The 15,845-nt window shown below is 65.5% G+C and carries 17 protein-coding genes and 1 tRNA gene; 9 read left to right on the top strand and 9 right to left on the bottom strand.

Annotated features, from left to right (window positions below):
* The first annotated feature begins 235 nt into the window (after positions 1-235).
* Positions 236-1,204, top strand: a complete 969-nt coding sequence (locus AB7532_RS04165; RefSeq protein ID WP_441233569.1) for an NAD(P)H-dependent flavin oxidoreductase — start codon at positions 236-238, stop codon at positions 1,202-1,204.
* Positions 1,205-1,215: 11 nt separating this feature from the next.
* Complete coding sequence (locus AB7532_RS04170) at positions 1,216-1,989, top strand: thioesterase family protein (protein WP_441233570.1); 774 nt, start codon at positions 1,216-1,218, stop codon at positions 1,987-1,989.
* A gap of 484 nt (positions 1,990-2,473) precedes the next feature.
* On the opposite strand, the gene AB7532_RS04175 is transcribed toward AB7532_RS04170, so the two are convergent.
* Entirely contained in the window at positions 2,474-4,036 is a 1,563-nt protein-coding gene (locus AB7532_RS04175; protein ID WP_441233571.1) for an AMP-binding protein, read from the bottom strand.
* A 107-nt stretch (positions 4,037-4,143) separates the two neighbouring features.
* On the opposite strand from AB7532_RS04175, the gene AB7532_RS04180 reads away from it, so the two are divergent.
* From AB7532_RS04180 to AB7532_RS04195, 4 genes are all read left to right on the top strand, one after another.
* Positions 4,144-5,118: an NAD(P)H-dependent flavin oxidoreductase gene (locus AB7532_RS04180; protein WP_441233572.1), complete on the top strand. Its 975-nt coding sequence runs from the start codon at positions 4,144-4,146 to the stop codon at positions 5,116-5,118.
* A gap of 126 nt (positions 5,119-5,244) precedes the next feature.
* Positions 5,245-5,493, top strand: coding sequence for a hypothetical protein (locus AB7532_RS04185; RefSeq protein WP_028147356.1), 249 nt, complete (start codon positions 5,245-5,247; stop codon positions 5,491-5,493).
* A gap of 134 nt (positions 5,494-5,627) precedes the next feature.
* The gene (locus AB7532_RS04190; protein ID WP_441233573.1) at positions 5,628-6,377 is read left to right on the top strand and encodes a hypothetical protein; all 750 of its coding nucleotides are present in this window, start codon (positions 5,628-5,630) and stop codon (positions 6,375-6,377) included.
* A gap of 84 nt (positions 6,378-6,461) precedes the next feature.
* Entirely contained in the window at positions 6,462-7,172 is a 711-nt protein-coding gene (locus tag AB7532_RS04195; RefSeq protein ID WP_441233574.1) for a hypothetical protein, read from the top strand.
* Between the two features lie 25 nt (positions 7,173-7,197).
* Here the strand turns inward: AB7532_RS04195 and AB7532_RS04200 are convergent, their stop codons facing one another.
* Positions 7,198-8,778, bottom strand: coding sequence for a GMC family oxidoreductase (locus AB7532_RS04200; protein ID WP_441233575.1), 1,581 nt, complete (start codon positions 8,776-8,778; stop codon positions 7,198-7,200).
* Between the two features lie 90 nt (positions 8,779-8,868).
* Entirely contained in the window at positions 8,869-9,093 is a 225-nt protein-coding gene (locus AB7532_RS04205) for a cysteine rich repeat-containing protein (protein WP_441233576.1), read from the bottom strand.
* Between the two features lie 229 nt (positions 9,094-9,322).
* On the opposite strand from AB7532_RS04205, the gene AB7532_RS04210 reads away from it, so the two are divergent.
* Complete coding sequence (locus AB7532_RS04210; RefSeq protein WP_441233577.1) at positions 9,323-9,613, top strand: hypothetical protein; 291 nt, start codon at positions 9,323-9,325, stop codon at positions 9,611-9,613.
* A gap of 125 nt (positions 9,614-9,738) precedes the next feature.
* Here AB7532_RS04210 and AB7532_RS04215 read toward each other — a convergent pair whose 3' ends face one another.
* From AB7532_RS04215 to AB7532_RS04225, 3 genes are all read right to left on the bottom strand, one after another.
* Complete coding sequence (locus tag AB7532_RS04215) at positions 9,739-11,643, bottom strand: sensor histidine kinase (protein ID WP_441233578.1); 1,905 nt, start codon at positions 11,641-11,643, stop codon at positions 9,739-9,741.
* On the bottom strand, positions 11,640-12,323 hold the full coding sequence (locus AB7532_RS04220; RefSeq protein WP_441233579.1) for a response regulator: 684 nt from the start codon (positions 12,321-12,323) through the stop codon (positions 11,640-11,642). The genes AB7532_RS04215 and AB7532_RS04220 overlap by 4 nt, the downstream gene beginning before the upstream one ends.
* Before the next feature lie 240 nt (positions 12,324-12,563).
* Positions 12,564-12,794 carry a hypothetical protein gene (locus tag AB7532_RS04225; protein WP_441233580.1) on the bottom strand — a complete coding sequence of 77 codons (231 nt, stop codon included), beginning with the start codon at positions 12,792-12,794 and terminating at the stop codon, positions 12,564-12,566.
* A 127-nt stretch (positions 12,795-12,921) separates the two neighbouring features.
* Here AB7532_RS04225 and AB7532_RS04230 point away from each other — a divergent pair, with 127 nt between their 5' ends.
* Positions 12,922-13,380: an SRPBCC domain-containing protein gene (locus AB7532_RS04230; protein ID WP_441233581.1), complete on the top strand. Its 459-nt coding sequence runs from the start codon at positions 12,922-12,924 to the stop codon at positions 13,378-13,380.
* A gap of 28 nt (positions 13,381-13,408) precedes the next feature.
* Here AB7532_RS04230 and AB7532_RS04235 read toward each other — a convergent pair whose 3' ends face one another.
* Positions 13,409-13,711 carry a hypothetical protein gene (locus AB7532_RS04235; protein ID WP_441233582.1) on the bottom strand — a complete coding sequence of 101 codons (303 nt, stop codon included), beginning with the start codon at positions 13,709-13,711 and terminating at the stop codon, positions 13,409-13,411.
* 169 nt (positions 13,712-13,880) lie between these two features.
* A tRNA-Leu gene (locus AB7532_RS04240) sits at positions 13,881-13,965 on the bottom strand.
* Positions 13,966-14,121: 156 nt separating this feature from the next.
* Between AB7532_RS04240 and AB7532_RS04245 the strand changes: the two genes are divergently transcribed.
* Positions 14,122-14,661, top strand: coding sequence for a disulfide bond formation protein B (locus AB7532_RS04245; RefSeq protein WP_441233583.1), 540 nt, complete (start codon positions 14,122-14,124; stop codon positions 14,659-14,661).
* Here the strand turns inward: AB7532_RS04245 and AB7532_RS04250 are convergent, their stop codons facing one another.
* Positions 14,662-15,747, bottom strand: coding sequence for an AbrB family transcriptional regulator (locus AB7532_RS04250; protein WP_441233584.1), 1,086 nt, complete (start codon positions 15,745-15,747; stop codon positions 14,662-14,664). It lies immediately after the preceding gene.
* Positions 15,748-15,845: the final 98 nt, after the last annotated feature.

A 15,845-nucleotide genomic window follows, 5' to 3' on the forward strand; every position in this document is an offset into this window, starting at 1 on the left:
TGCGAGGAGCTCTTGCGACGAAGCAATCCAGAATCTTTCCGCGGAGACAGTCTGGATTGCTTCGCTTCGCTCGCAATGACGGATAGGGCAGTCAGCGGGGGACGAATTCCGCTGCTTGGAATTGCGGTAACGGCATCCGCCACGGCGTCACAACGCAATACTTGACAGTGGAAAGATTGCCTTGTTGGTATGGCTCCCAACTTCAGTTTGACCGCGAATAGAGGATCGCTCCGCAATGTCCATGCCTGCCTTGTTCAAGGGACGCCTGTCGATCCCCGTGATCGGTTCGCCGCTCTTCATCATCTCGGTGCCCGATCTCGTGATCGCGCAGTGCAAGGCGGGCGTGGTCGGCTCGTTTCCGTCGCTGAACGCCCGGCCGCCGGAGCTGCTTGACGAATGGCTAGCGCGGATCACCGAAGAGCTCGCGGCCTATGACCGCGCCCATCCCGACAGGCCGTCGGCGCCGTTTGCCGTCAACCAGATCGTGCACAAGTCAAACAACCGGCTCGATCACGACATGCAGCTTTGCGCCAAGTACAAGGTGCCGATGGTCATCTCCTCGCTCGGCGCGCGCGAGGAGCTCAATCAGGCGGTGCACGGCTGGGGCGGCATCGTCTTCCACGACGTGATCAACCAGAAATTCGCGCACAAGGCGATCGAGAAGGGCGCCGATGGCCTGATTTTGGTCGCGGCCGGCGCCGGCGGCCATGCCGGCACCATCTCGCCGCTGGCGTTCGTTGCCGAGACCCGCAAGTGGTTCGACGGTCCGATCGCGCTGTCGGGCGCCATCGGCAACGGCAAGGCGATCCGCGCTGCGCGCATTCTCGGCGCCGATTTCGCCTATATCGGCTCGGCCTTCATCGCGACCAAGGAAGCCAACGCGGTCGAGACCTACAAGCAGATGATCGCAGGCTCGACGGCCGACGACATCGTCTACTCCAACCTCTTCACCGGTGTGCACGGCAATTATCTCAAGCCGTCCATCCTCGCCGCCGGCATGGACCCCGAGAATCTGCCGACGTCCGATCCTTCCAAGATGAATTTCGGCACCGACGCCTCCGGCGAGCGCGCCAAGCCGAAGGCCTGGAAGGAAATCTGGGGCTCCGGCCAGGGCATCGGCAGCATCGACGGTGTCATCCCCGCCGCCGAGATGATCGCGCGCTTCAAGAAGGAATATGACGAGGCGATTGATCCGCCGCTGTGATGGCTCTCGCAATGACCGCGATCTACCGCGTCGACGGTAACAACGTCGTCACCAGCCCAAATGCCGCCGGTCCGTGGGACCGGCGCATGCAGCACGGATCGGCGCCATCAGCGCTGGTCACGTGGGCAGCGGAGCGCATTCCGACGCCCGTGCCGATGAACATTGCCCGCGTCACCATCGATCTGATGCGCCCGGTTCCGGTGGCGCCGCTCACCATCGAGACCGAGGTTCTGCGCGAGGGTCGCAAGATCCAGCTCTGCGAGATCAAGCTGCTGGCCGACGGCGTGCAGGTCGTCGGCGCCACCGTGCTCAAGATCAAGCAGCAGGCGCAGCCATTGCCCGACGACGTCAAGGATTTGCCGGTGACCTTGCCGTTGCCGGAGGATTCGCTGGTCGAGGACGGCCACGGCGCGACCAGTCCATTCGCGGGCATGGTCTCGATGCGCGCCGCGCGGGGCCGCTTCGGGCAGGCCGGTGCCGGCGCGATCTGGTTTCGCCTCGACCATCCGCTGGTCGCGGGCGAAGCGGTCTCGCAGGCGATGCGGGCCGTGGTTGCCGCCGATTTCTCCAACGGCACTGCCTCGACGCTCGACTTCCGTACCTGGACCTATATCAACGCCGACCTCACCGTGAATCTCTCACGCCAGCCGGTGGGCGAGTGGATTTTGCTCGACGGCGAATCCTGGATCGGCCCTGATGGCGCCGGACTCGCGATGTCGCGGCTGGCCGACAGGCACGGCTATTTCGGCCGTGCGGTGCAGAGCCTGGTGATCGAGAAGCGGTAGCCCAATCTCTCTGTCATGCCCCGCGAAGGCGGGGCATCCAGTACGCCGCAGCCTATCGATTCAATTACAGCCGTCTCGGCGTACTGGATCGCCCGGTCAAGCCGGGCGATGACACCTTTGGTGCGGTAGAATCCGGTGATCGAGAAGCGTTGAGCTTGGCGGCAGGCGACGTTTATCGCGCCTTGAAGCGATTGAACGGCAGGCTTCCGCCGCCGCGGAAGGGATGCTTGGTTGCATCCTGCCTGTTCACAGGCCGTAGAAGATCTTGATCTCCCACAGCACGACGATGATGGCCGTAATCAAGGTGACCGCGGCAACTGCACTTTCCAGGGAAGCGACTCTCATTTCTTACTCCGCTTCCCAGCCCCATCAGCGGTCTAGTTGATTCCCTGATTCGCCGGCAATTGCATGGGCGCCGGTGGCGTGCACTCCGTCGCGGGTTGTGGTGTCGGGGCCACAACGGGACCGTAGAATTCCGGGGTCCTTACCCCACCATCCGGTCCCGGCCGCTCCAGAAACCCGCCCGCAGCACCTTCTTGTCGACCTTGCCGACGCCGGTCATCGGCAGTTGCTTGACGAACTGGATCTGCTTCGGCGCATGCGCCGAGCCCTTTCGCGATCTCACCAGGTTGATCAGCTCGTCCGGATCGGGCTTGGCGCCTTCGCGGGGAACGACGATTGCGGTGACGGCCTCGCCCCATTTCTCGTCGGGGATGCCGACGACCGCGACCATCGCCACGTCTGCATGTTGCGACAGTACGTCCTCGACCTCGCGCGGAAAAATGTTGAAGCCGCCGGTGACGATCATGTCCTTCTTGCGGTCGAGGATGAACATGTAGCCACGCTCGTCGCTGCGCGCGATGTCGCCGGTGTGGACCCAGCCGTTCTTCAGCGTCTCGGCGGTGATGTCGGGCCGCTTCCAGTATTCCGCCATCACATGCGGCGCGCGTACGCAGATCTCTCCGGCCTCGCCCGTCTTCACCTCCTGGTCGTTGTCGTCGAGAATCCTGACCTCGCAGGCCGCGATCGGGAAGCCGCAGGACAGGAACAGCTCCGGCGTTTTGGGATCGTGATCCGCCTTGCGCAGCACCGAGACCGGATAGCATTCGGTCTGGCCGTAGAGCTGTGAGAACACCGGGCCGATGCGCTCGATGCCCTCGATCAGCCGGCTCGGCGACATCGCCGATGCCCCGTAGAGCACGAGCTCCAGCGAGGAGAGATCGGTCCTGCTCAATGCGGGATGATCGAGCAGCACGTAGATCATCGTCGGCACGAACAGCGTGAAGTTGATGCGCTCGCGTGCGATCGTCGCCAGCACGGCTTCGGGGTCAAAGCCCTTCAGCATGTGCACGGTGCCGCCGCGCATCAGCGTCGGCAGCACCTTCGTGCCGGCGACATGGCTGATCGGGGCGACCGCGAGATAGCGCGCGGCGTCAGGGATTTCGAAGTCGGCGAGGATCGCGGCTGCGGCTCCGGCATTTTCGCGGTGATAGCGCAGCGCGCCCTTGGATTTGCCAGTCGTGCCGCCGGTGTAGTTCAGCGTGGAGAGGTCGTCGGAGCCGGCAAGGCAAAGCGGGCTGGCGTGGCCTTCGATCTCGATCGCCTGCAGGAGATCGACGCCATAGTCGGCCGGTCCCATGGTGAAGACCGCTTTCAGCATGCCCGACTTGGCGGCGAGCTCGCCGCCGCGATCGCGGAAGGCGGCAGCATCGACCACCAGCATCTCGGCTTCGGAATCCTCGAGCTGGAAGAGTTGGTCTGCCTGCGATCCCAGCGGATGCAGCCACGTGATGCAGAACCTCGATAATTGCGCGGCGACACCGGCGCACCAGGTGTCGGCGCGGTTCGCGGTGAGGAAGGCGACGCGCGCGCCGGGCTGCAATCCAAGCCGCATGAAGACGCCCTGGATGCGTCCGATCAGGTCGATGGTGCCCTGATAGCTCAGCGATCCGCCGGGCCATGCGAACGCGGTGCGGCCGGGATAGCGCGCCAACGCCCGCAGCGTCTGCGCACAAGTCGGGGACGATGCGTGAAGCGGATCGGACATATGTTTCCTCGTTGCTTTGTCATCGGCTTCTCGCGTGCCAATGTTGCCGACGACGCTAGCACAGGGAATGCGGGATGGAACGACAAAGCCCGCGCAGGGAGGCATGGTTGGCATCCGATCGACTGCAACATTTTCAAGATCGTCTCAGCCTGCCATTGATTGCGGCGCCGATGTTTCTGGTGTCGGGCGTCGAGCTCATGGTCGCGGCCTGCCGCAACGGTGTGATCGGCAGCTTCCCCACCGTGAATTGTCGCAGCACGGAACAGCTCGATGAATGGCTCACCGGCATCGCAACCCGGTTGCGTCAGCACGAAGATCAGACTGGCCGCGAGGCCGCGCCGCTCTGTCCGAACCTGATCGTGCATCGCTCCAATGTGCGGCTGGAGCAGGACCTCGCCGTGCTGCTCCGGCACAAGCCCGAGATCGTCATCACGTCGGTCGGTTCGCCCGCGTCCGTGTTGAAGCCGCTCCATGATGCCGGTGCGCTGGTGCTGGCGGACGTCGCCTCGATCCGCCATGCCGAGCGCGCGGCCGAAGCCGGCGCCGACGGGCTCGTGCTGCTCACCGCGGGAGCGGGCGGGCAGACCGGCTGGCTCAATCCGTTCGCCTTCGTCCGCGCGGTACGCGCGTTCTACGACGGCATCATCGTGCTCGCGGGCGGCATCAGCGACGGCCGCGCGCTGTATGCCGCCGAAGTGCTCGGCTGCGATCTCGGTTACATGGGCACGAAATTCATCGCGACGCGCGAAAGCATGGCGGACGAGCGCCACAAGCACATGCTGGTCGAGAGCAGCGCCGACGACATCTTGCTGACCACCGCCTTCACCGGCTTGCAGACCAGCATGCTGAAGCCGTCAATCGTCGCGGCCGGGCTTGATCCCGATGATCTGCCCGCGCGCGGCGCGATCGACATCGGCAAGGACATTGACGTCGGCGCGCGCGAGAGCCGACCGAAACGCTGGCGCGACATCTGGAGCGGAGGGCACTCGACGTCGGGCGTGACCGACGTGATGGCGGTCGACGATCTCGTTGCCCGGACGCTCGCCGAATACCGCGAGGCGGGTGGGCGCGTGTCCCCGTAAAAATGCGGAGAAGAAGCCGCGCCGGCCGATCACAGTTAATCGAGCGCTCCTCCATTTAACGGCAGATTAACCAACGCCCGCCAAGAATCCCCTCACGGCCGCCAATCAGGACGAGAGGGACAGGCGATGGATTTCGATTTTCTCAACAGCAAGACAGCCGCAACGCTGGACGAGATTCGCGTCCGTGTTGCCCACGCGCTGGCCCGTCACCCGCTATGCCGCAACGTCCGCTTCGACATCCTCAGCGTTCCCCGCACTCGCAGGGGCGGCAACTGGACGGTGACGCTGCAGTCGGTCGAGCCGCGCGCGGTCTGGGAGGCTTCGGAAATCGTCGCCGACATCCAGGATGCCTACGATCTCGCGCTAGCTGCCTGATTTCCTTTGCTTTTTCGGGGTGCGTCGCCGCAGGCACAGTGATTGTCGCAACGAAGGCACACTCAAGCCTTAATTCGTGCCTTTTTTCCCGGCAACGTTAACAAACTCGTGAAGCGGTCCTCCCGGAGAGACGTTTGTCCAGAGCCATCACCATCGTCGTCCTGACCTGCTTTCTCGTCCTTGGCGCCGCCACCACCGCCATTCTTGGGCGCGACAGCGTACCCAGCGTCACCGCCGAGATGATCACGCAGGCCCCGCCGAAGCAGCTTTCGACCAACCGCGCCGCCAAGGCCGACCGGCTGGTCCCGACATTGGCGCTGGCTTCAGCCGCATTCGAGCCGGTGCAGGTGCCCGCCGACAGGCTTTCGCAGGCCCCCGTGCTGACCGAGCCGCTGCGCCAGGCTTTCGCTGCCGCCACGCCCTCCGATTTCCCGATGCCCAAGGCTTCTGATTCTAAGGCGGGCGAAGCCAAGATTGCCTCGTTGGAGCAGCCTGCCGCTGTGGACGCCCCGACCGGCGCGCTGCACGAAGCCCCGGCCAGGCCGAAGGCCGCCGCCAAGCCGCAACCGCAGAAAAACTATTCCCTGCTCTCCGACGCGCAGATCGCCGGCATCAAGGATCGCCTGAAGCTGTCGTCCTCGCAGGAATATTACTGGCCGTCGGTCGAGACCGCGCTGCGCAACGTCGTCCGCAAGATCTCGGCCAACAAGCTCTCCAATCCGAACGCAGCTCCCGGCACGCAGATCGATCCGAACTGCGATGAGGTTCAGCAACTGAAGTCTGCCGCGATGCCGCTGCTGTTCCAGCTCCGCGACGACCAGAAGGAAGAAGTGCGCAAGCTTGCCCGCATCATCGGGCTGGAAAAGGTCGCGCAGCAGATCTGACGCAAGTTCCTCAGGGAACTGCACTCCAATCAGGAACATCCGGCAATCGACAAGCGTTGCCCGCCCCAAACAGGGAGTGGACCAATGCGCGCCTCGACAGCCTATTTCGTAGGTGCCGGAACGATCGTCACTGCCATCGCCATTGGTCTCGGCGGCGGCATTGTCGCCGGCAACATCATGAACCCGGTCGCGTCCAAGCAGGGCCCGGACACCAGCAAGATGGCACAGCGCGCGGAAGCCGCCGCGGCGCCGGCCAACACACTTGTTCCAACGAATGCGTCGTCCGAGCGCGTTCAATATCTCACCGGTTCGCAAACCTTCGGCGCGATCGTTGCCGCCCCGGACCAGGCGCGGGACGAAGCAAAGCTTGAGGCCAAGCCCGACACCAAGCCCGACACGCAGGCCACTCAGGCAAGTGTCGAACCGCAGGCGCCGCAGGCTGCCGTAGTCGAGCCGCCCAAGGATCAGATCAAGCCCACAGCGTCGGCATCGCCTTTGCCGACCGCAAAACCTGCCGAGCAGCAGGCTTCGACGGAGCCGCCTCCTTCACCTGACAACGCCTATGCCAAGGCCAGGGATTCCGACGTGAAGCGTGCCGCGTCCGAACGGCGCCGGATGGATCGCCGCGAGCGCTGGGCCGAGCGTCACCGCTACGACTCCCGCCCGCCGCAGAGCACGCGCGACCGGACTGACTGGGACGACATCGCCCGCAACGTCCGCGAAGATTCCGATGCGCGCAACGTCGCCAGTCGCCCGCGCGGCCGGATCATGCTGTTCGGTGCCGATGACGACTAGCGTCTGATCAATCCGACCAGGATCTTCATCCCAGGATCGCAGCCGCCGCGCATTCGGCGATCAGGATCGTCGGCGTCTGGATGTTGCCCGAGATCATGATCGGGATCACGGAAGCATCGGCGACGTGCAGGCCATCGACGCCGCGGACCTGCAAACGTTGCGGATCGACGACGGCCAGATTGTCCGTGCCCATGCGGCATGTCGAGGCGGCATGATAGAGCGTGGTGCAATGGCCCCTGATGTAGTCGGCGATTTCGGCATCGCTGACCGCCTCCGCGCTTGGGGTGACCTCGCCGTCGATCATCTCCTTCAGCGGTGATTGCGCGGCGATGCGGCGGTTGATGCGCACGCCTTCGATCATGGTCGCGATGTCGTCGCCGCTGGCGTCCGAAGCGAAATAGCCGGGGTCGATCGCGGGATGCTCGATCGGGTCGGCCGAGCGGAGCGTGATCTGGCCGCGGCTGTTGGGCCGCTGCAAGGTCGCATGCAGCGTGATGCCCGGCCTGGACGACAGGAAGCGGACATAGTCGCGGTGTGGGCTGATTGCGCCATAGAGCTGAAGGTCCGGTTCGACACCGGGTCGGCTGCGCACATGCGCGCCGGCGGCAACCCAGGGCGAGGTGCGGGGGCCGATGCGGTGCGCCTGCCACTCTGCGAGGCTCGCGGCGAGGCTTTCGTCGGTCCAGGCGCCGACGCCGATCTTCTCCCTGGTGTAGAAGGTGACGGGGATGTTGATGTGGTCCTGGAGATCTTTGCCGACGCCGGGCAGGTCATGCACGACATTGACGCCGACCGCCTTCAATTCGTCGGCCGGACCGACGCCCGACAGCAGCAATTGTTGCGCCGAACCGACGGCGCCGGAGGCAAGCACCACCTCCGTGGTCGCGAAGGCGCTCTTTGGCTGCCCATCCTCAAGATATTCGACGCCGATCGCGCGGCCGCGCTCGATGATGATCCGGGTGACGCGCACGCCGGTCTTCAGTGTGAGATTGGCGCGCGCCAGCGCAGGGCGCAGGTAAGCCTTGCCGGTACCGAAGCGTTCGCCGTCCTTGATGACGAACTGGAAGAAGCCCGCGCCTTCCTGGGTGGCGCCGTTGAAATCGGCATTGTGCGAGAGGCCGGCGGCCTGCGCCGCCTCCAGCCATTTCAGTTCGTTGGGATCGACGAAGGGGACGTCGGCAACGTGCAGCGGGCCGCGTGTGCCGTGGAAGGTATCGTCGGTGAAACGGGCATTGTTCTCGAAGGCGATGAATTTCGGCAGCACGTGGCGCCACGCCCAGCCCGTGCAGCCCGCCTTCTCCCAGCCGTCGTAGTCCGATGGCAGGCCCCGGATATAGATCATCGCGTTGATCGCGCCGGAGCCGCCAACCATCTTGCCGCGCGGCCAGAAGATCCGCCGCCCGCGACAGCCCGCCTGCGGCTCGGTGTAAAATCCCCAGTCGACGGCGGTGTTGAACATCGTCGGCCAGTCCGACGGAATGTCGGAGGCGAGCGGCGCAGCGCGCCCGGCCTCCAGCACCAGCACCTTGCGATGCGGGTCGGCCGACAGCCGGTTGGCCAGCACGCAGCCGGCCGAGCCGGCCCCCACGATGATCGTATCGTACATTGAAGAGCACTCCGGAGACATTTCACGCCGCGGAGTGCTTGCAAGATTTGTGCTTTGTCTTCCTGCTCCCGCAGGTGAGAAGAAAAAAGCTCAGCCGCCGTGCGATTCCACCACCTTGCGGCAGGCGTCCGAGAGCTTCGACTTGTTCTCGCGCAGGCAGGCATTCATCTGCGGCGGCTTGCCGATATGTTCGGCGCAGAATTTGCCGGCATCGCTGCGACAGGCCATCTGCTCCTGCGGCGTCGGACCGGATTGCGCGGCGGCGGGCAGGACGGTGGCGGCGAGCAGCAGCGCGGCAAAAACTGAAGTCCTCATGAAACACCTCGTTGGGATTGGTCCCGCTTGCGATCGGGCGAGCCGGACCATCTCGCGGAGATCTATGGCCGGTCCATGCCATGTTCATGGCATCGGATGGCCCTCCCGGACGCCGCACCCCCATCTTCATGGCATGTATCGGCGCGCGGTCTTTTGCCATTCAGGCTGCACGTCGGCTGCGAGATCCGGTGATTGCATCGGGGCGCCGAACGGGAAGCAGGAGAGCAGGATGTCGAAAAAACTGGGAGCGCTGAGTGCCGGGCTGACGGTGATGATGCTGGCGGGCGCGGCAACGGTGTCGCTGGGCACGAGCCCGGCGCAGGCGGTGGTCTATTGCAAGACGGTCGGCGTGCCCAAGGGCTGCGTGGTGCGGCCGACGGCGGCGGTGGTGGTTGCCCCTCGGGCGCCGGTCGCAGCAGTCGCGGTGGCAACGCCCGGTGTCGGTGCGCCCGGCGTCGGCGTTCGTGCCGGTACGCCGATGAATCGCGGCGGTCCGGTCAATCGCGTCGGCGTCCGCTGAGCGCTTTTCATTTGATGCAAGATTTCGGGCGAAGGAGCCTGCGGACGAACCCCCGTCCTCCGCCGGCAAATCATCCCGCCCGTTCCCTCTCTCCGCGCGTCCCCCACGCCCGGGGAGGGGGCTTTTCAGCCCGCGGCGGCGTCGCTGTCGGGAAAGTTCTGCGGCAATTGCAGCCGCACGCGTGTCCCCGAGGAATCTGAATTCAACGCCAATGCCGCCCCGCAGCGCGCGGCGCGGCTCTTCATGTTGCGCAAGCCCCGCGCGGATTGGCGCGTGCCTTCGCCGGCAAGCGAAAATCCCCTGCCGTCATCGGCGACGCTGATCACGCCATACGGCCCCTGACCGTCGTCCTGCGTCTCGATGGTCACCGCGATCTGCCGGGCCTGCGCGTGCTTGACCGCGTTGGTCACGGCCTCATCGAGGATGCGCACGATCTGGATGACGTGCCATGGCCTGAGTTCAGGATGCAGCGGCAGGCCCTGCGGCGTTGCGACGTGCCATGCGAGCGCGATGTCGTGCGGCCGCAATTGTGCCGTCGCGCGCTCGCGCCAGGAGCCGAGCGCCAGCATCAGGTCGCCGCCGATGTCGTCCATGGAATCGATGACGAGGCGCAGGTCCTTCAGCGCAGAGCGCGCCGCGTCCGTGATCGTAGCGCCCTCGTGGTTGCGCTCGGAGAGCGCAACGATGCTGACGAGCTGGCCGCCGAGGCCGTCATGCAGGTCGCGCATGAGTCGCGTGCGCTCGTTGGCGAGCGCCGCGGCCCGCGCACGCTCTTCCTCGCGCGCAAAGCTCGCCTTCAGCCGCTCCTCCGCCTCGCGTACGCGCGTCACGAGTTGGCTGGCAAAATTGTCGACCTGGTTCAGCGCGCGGGCGAAGCGCCAGGTCAGCCCGGCGCCGATCGCGACCAGCATCGCCGAGTAGGACAGTCGCGAGACGAAAATGCGCTCGTTGGTCATGATTTCGAACGCCGCCAGCATATCGTGGACCCAGCAGGTCAGCACGATGCTCACCGCACAGCCCAGCGTGAAGCTCGCGGCGTCCTGCCGCCGCACCACCTGTGTCGCCGTGATGCTGGCCATCAGCAACAGACAGATGCCGACCATGGGAATACCGAGGATCAGGAAGAGAATGCGCGGCAGTGGCGGGCCTCCCACCAGTCCGACCGCGAACACCACGGCGCCCGGCACGAACAACAGCGCGCCATAGCGTGGCCAGCGCCAACCGAAAAATAGCAGGGCGAAGACGACGATCAGCGCGCTCTCCGTTGGCGCTGACGCCAGCAGCACCGCGGCCAACCGCGACGTCGTGGCCGGCGGCACCGGCGGCGGCACGAACGCCTGCACCACGCCGAGCACCATCGCCGCCGCCAGCACGCCATAGACCGGCTCGCGGCGCCGCATCAGCCACATGATGGCGAGGATGACCGCGAGGATCGACTGCCAGGCGGAGAACACCACGGGCAGCGTGACGAACAGCAGCGTGCGTGTCTCATAGGACGGACGCAGGGCAGTGTCTGGCCCAACATAGACGGTGTCGAGAAAACCCTTGAGCGGGCCCCAGACGAACAGCCGCACGGTGATCGCGTTGCTGCCGTCGTGCAGCAACGAGGCGGGGATGAGCGCGATCTGCGGCGTGTTGCGGTCCGGGCGGTTGGCGTTGGCATCGCGGCGGGAGTCGAGCACGACGACACCGTTGACGGCGACCTCCACCGCGTTGCTGAAACGCGGCAGATACACGGACCATCCGGCGTTGGCGTTTCTGAAAGTGAAGGCGCCGGTGTAGAGCGGAGGATCGACGAGCGAATAACGTGACGACGTGAAATGCGGCAGCGTCACGGGACGGCTCGCGCCGTCCTCCCGCAGCGAAAATCCGCTCAGTGCGAAGTCCTCGGGATCGCTGGGCTGGAGCAGCCGCAGCCCGAGGACGGTGGCGATCACGATCATGACCTGGAGCAGCAGATAAGGCACGAGGCGCGACGCGATCAGCCGGCGTCGCGGTCGCGCAGGTGCCTTCGCCGCAATCTCGCTCACAGCTTGATCAGGCCCTGCTGCACCGCCTCGAACACCGCCTCGCCGCGCGTGTGCACCTCGAGCTTGCGATAGATGTTCTTGATGTGGCCGGGCACGGTTTGCCTGGACAGGCTGAGATGGCTCGCGATTTCGGCGTAGCTGAAACCCTTGGCGATGCCCCAGAGGATGTCGATCTCGCGCGGGGTGAGCTTTGCGGTGTTGAGCGCGGGGCCCGGCGGCGGCTCGGCCGAGCTCTGCGCGGCGCCTTGCGTCCGGCGCACGATGAAGCGGGCGATCGAGGCCGAGATCGGCGAATGTCCCGCGACCAGATCGCGCACGGTGGTGGCGATGTCGGTCGGGAAGGCATCCTTCAGCAGATAGCCGGTGGCGCCGACCGTGATGGCCGAGATCACGCTTTCCTCGTCCCCGAGCGCCGAGATCACCATGATCTCGGTATCGGGAAAGCGCCGCCTCGTCTCGCGGATCAGCTCGATGCCGTGGCCGTCGGGCAGTCGCAGATCGGTCAGCAGCACGCGCGGCGGGCGGTCGTGCAAGATCTGGCGTGCCTCGCCGAGCGTACCCGCGCTGCGCACCTCGTAGCCGGCCTTGGCCAGCGCATCCTGGAGCCGCCAGCAGGTCGGCGCGTCGTCCTCGACGAGGAGGATGGTGATGGTCTCACCGCTCTCGCCCTGTTTGCTCATGTTCATCGTCCCGCGACCCGCGTGTCCCCCGCGGGGCGCGGGCCAAGCTTAGCCGCGGCGCGAACGCTGCGACACCCATAATCATGGGGGCGTATGAACGGCTCGTCGGACGCCTCTCCCCGGGGAGCGGCAGGGTGCTTAGTCCCTTATTTGCCGTTGCCGCGGCACCTATTTCAACCGCTGCTTCCGCCGGAGATCTGGCCTGACGCCGACCGCGGCACTAGGGAAGTGAGAGACGGCTTACGTCTCGACCCTTGGCGGCGGATAGCGCCTTGCCAGCATCGACAGCGACAGATGCCGTTCGTCCTCCGGCAGCGCCAGGAAGGCCAGCACCAGCGGCCGCTTCCAGTCGCCGACGCCGAAATCCATCGCCATCCATTTCTGCGGCTCGGGACCTTCGAGGCCCCGGACCCAGACGAAATAGCGGGGGAGGTCGTCCGCGTCCGCTTCCGTCGTACGTCTCCGGGCCATCAAAGCTGCTCACACCGCATCAACACGCGTCGATGCAGGATATAGGAATTGGCGCGCCGAAGTCGAACGCCTTGCGGCGGACAATCCAAATCCCGGCACGCCGGAGCAAGTCTGAAAGCCTTTGGAGATGACCTTCAGGACCGTGACTGAATCGATCCGGATCGCGGCTTGGCCCGGACGGGTGTGGGAGGCGCTCGTCGATCCTCAGGCGGGAGACAAATGGCGCAACGCCCATTTCGAGACGGATTGGCATGTTGGCGAGCCCTTCGATATCCGGGCCAGGATCGGGACGAAGCATTATCACGACAAAGGCCGCGTCATCGAGATCGAGCCGCCTGCGCTGCTTCGTTATATCTATTGGTCGCGCGTCTCCGGCCTGCCGGACGCGCCTGAATTTTGGTCGACGATCACGATGACGCTCGAAGCAGACGGCTCGGAGACGATCCTGACGGTCGACCAGCAGGTGCCGCCTTCGCCTCCGCGCTCGGGACCGGGCTGGGAGACCGGCGAGGATTCGGGCTGGAAGCACGCAGCCTTCTACTGGCGCAGCGCGCTCGCAATGCTGAAGCGCGCCGTCGAGGACTAGCGCGGCAGCTGCCGCGCCAACGATCTTCTCACTGCCAGAGTTGGCTTTCCGCGACGCGATTGATGTCGGCCAGACGCCGGCCGGCATCGCCGTGGAGGTCGATGCTTTCGACAAGGGTCAGCAAGCGGTGATAGGCGCCGTCGGCGACCTCGACCGGCAGCGGGGTCTCGTCGAAGGCCTCGACATAACTGCCGACGAGACCGCTGAGCAGGCGGCACAAACCGCGCTGGGCGGGGTCGTCCCGGCCGAGCGTCTCGAGCTTTTGCTGGAATGTCCGGAAGGTGCGCAGGCCGTGGTGCTGTTGCGAAAGCCACGCGTGCAGGTCGTTCATAGGAGCTCCTTCGAGTTCGAGAAGAAGCTACTGGTTTATACAGGAAGGATGTGACGATTGGAAGGAGGGGAGTCGCGCCAGTCCGTCTTCGCCAAGAGGCTTCGCCGGACACGCTTCGCCCTTTCGGCTCGGCGCGGCTGCGCCACGCGAAGCCCGAAAGGGCGAAGCGTGGTGCCCCTGGCCGGATTCGAACCAGCACTCCTTGCGGAACTCGATTTTGAGTCGAGCGCGTCTACCAGTTCCGCCACAGGGGCCCTCGGTCCACCCCAAAAAGGGGCATCGCGAAGCCGGCGGACTATAGCCATGGACCCGGCGGGGTCAACCCGCGCCAAAGTGATCCTGGCCGTTCTCGACAGCTGCATGGGCCGGGGTTACAGGCTTAAGACGCGACGCATCGAGAAGAGGCTGCCGTGACGACCCAGAGTGCCGCAATACCTGCGTTCAGGCCTGCTGCGACCGGTCCCGCGCTGACCGCCTCGGCTCTCGTCACCCTGATCGCTGCAGCGACCATCGCGGGCGCCTGGTTCTTCCAGCTCGTGCTGGAGATCCTGCCCTGTCCGCTGTGCCTCGAGCAACGCTACGCCTATTACCTTTCGATCCCGGTCGGTGTGCTCACGGTCCTCGCAGCACGAAGTGGCGCGCCGCGGCCGCTGCTGCTGTTGGGCCTTGCGATCCTGGTGCTGGCGACGCTCGCCAATGCCGGGCTCGGCACCTATCACGCCGGCGTGGAATGGGGCCTTTGGCAGGGGCCGACCGATTGCTCCGGTCCCGTCGTCAATCTCGGCAACGCCGGGGATCTTTTCTCGCGCCTCGACACCGTGAAGGTGGTCCGCTGCGACGAGGTGCAGTGGCGCTTCCTCGGTCTCTCGCTCGCCGGCTACAACGTGCTGATCTCGCTGTTGATGGCCGCGATCGGCGCGTGGGGATTTGTGGCGACCGCGAAGCGTTAGCTAATCATCCACGTCGTCCTGCGTGCGCCCGAACAGGTGCACGATGCCAGGCGTTGCGATCGTCACGAACACGAAGCGCGACAGATGATGGGCGCCGACGAAGATCGGGTCGATGTGCAGCGTCAGCGCCAGCGCCAGCATCGCGTCCATCGCGCCCGGCGCGAAGGCGACGACGACGTCGGAGAATTTTACCTGCGTCGTCAGCGCGACGATGCCGACGAAGATCGCCGAGACGGCGATCGCCACCGTGAACGAGCCCAGCGCGGCATTGATGTGGCCGGCGAGCGTCTTGATCCGCATCCGCGCGAAGCGGCTGCCGATCAATGCGCCGATGCCGACCAGCGCCACGCCGCGCACCCAGTTCGGCAGGCCGCCCTCGACCCAGTCGGCGCCATGCAGCACGCTGGAGGCGATCATCGCGCCGAACATCCAGCTCGCCGGAAATTTGATGAGCCGCAGCAGCAGCGCCGCGGCGATCGAGGCCGCGACCAGCGCCACGAGCTCGAGCGGCGAGGCAATGCTCGTCGTCAGCGACGGCGCGACGGAGGGCGCGACGCCCGCGATGGCCAGCACCATCGGCAGCGCGGCGGTGAGGATGATGACGCGCATGGTCTGCACCACCGCGATGCCGGGCAGGTCGGCGCCGCGCTCGACCGCCAGGATCGTGATCTGTGACAGCGCGCCGGGACTGCCGGCGAGGAAGGCCGAGGTGCGGTCCCAGCCATGGATGCGCTGGAGGTAATAGCTCGAGCCAAACGTTGAGCAGAAGGTGGCGAGCGCGAGCAGGCCGATGGTGAGGGGATAGGCGCTGACCTGTTGCAGCAGATGGCGCGAGACGACCGAGCCCAGCGAGATGCCGAGCAGCACCAGCACGGTCTGGGTCAGGATCGGCGGCAAAGTAAGTTGACGCCCGGCGATCGCGGCGATGCCGACCGCGATCATCGAGCCCGAAATCAGCCCGCCGGGAAGGCCGGCAAGGATAAACACGAGGCCGCCGGCTGTGCCGATGACGAGCGTCTCCACCGTGCTCAAGATCTCGGCACGGCTTGGCCATTCGAACGGCAGGGAGGCGGTGATTTGCTTCACGCCACCTTATCGCAAATCAGCGAGAGGCGCACAATTGCAGGCTCGTCATGCCGCAATGCGTGCGCCTCGCGCTGACGTTCGCGAACCGTAGTGTGACG

Source organism: Bradyrhizobium sp. 930_D9_N1_4 (assembly GCF_052076015.1).
Classification (GTDB): Bacteria; Pseudomonadota; Alphaproteobacteria; order Rhizobiales; family Xanthobacteraceae; genus Bradyrhizobium.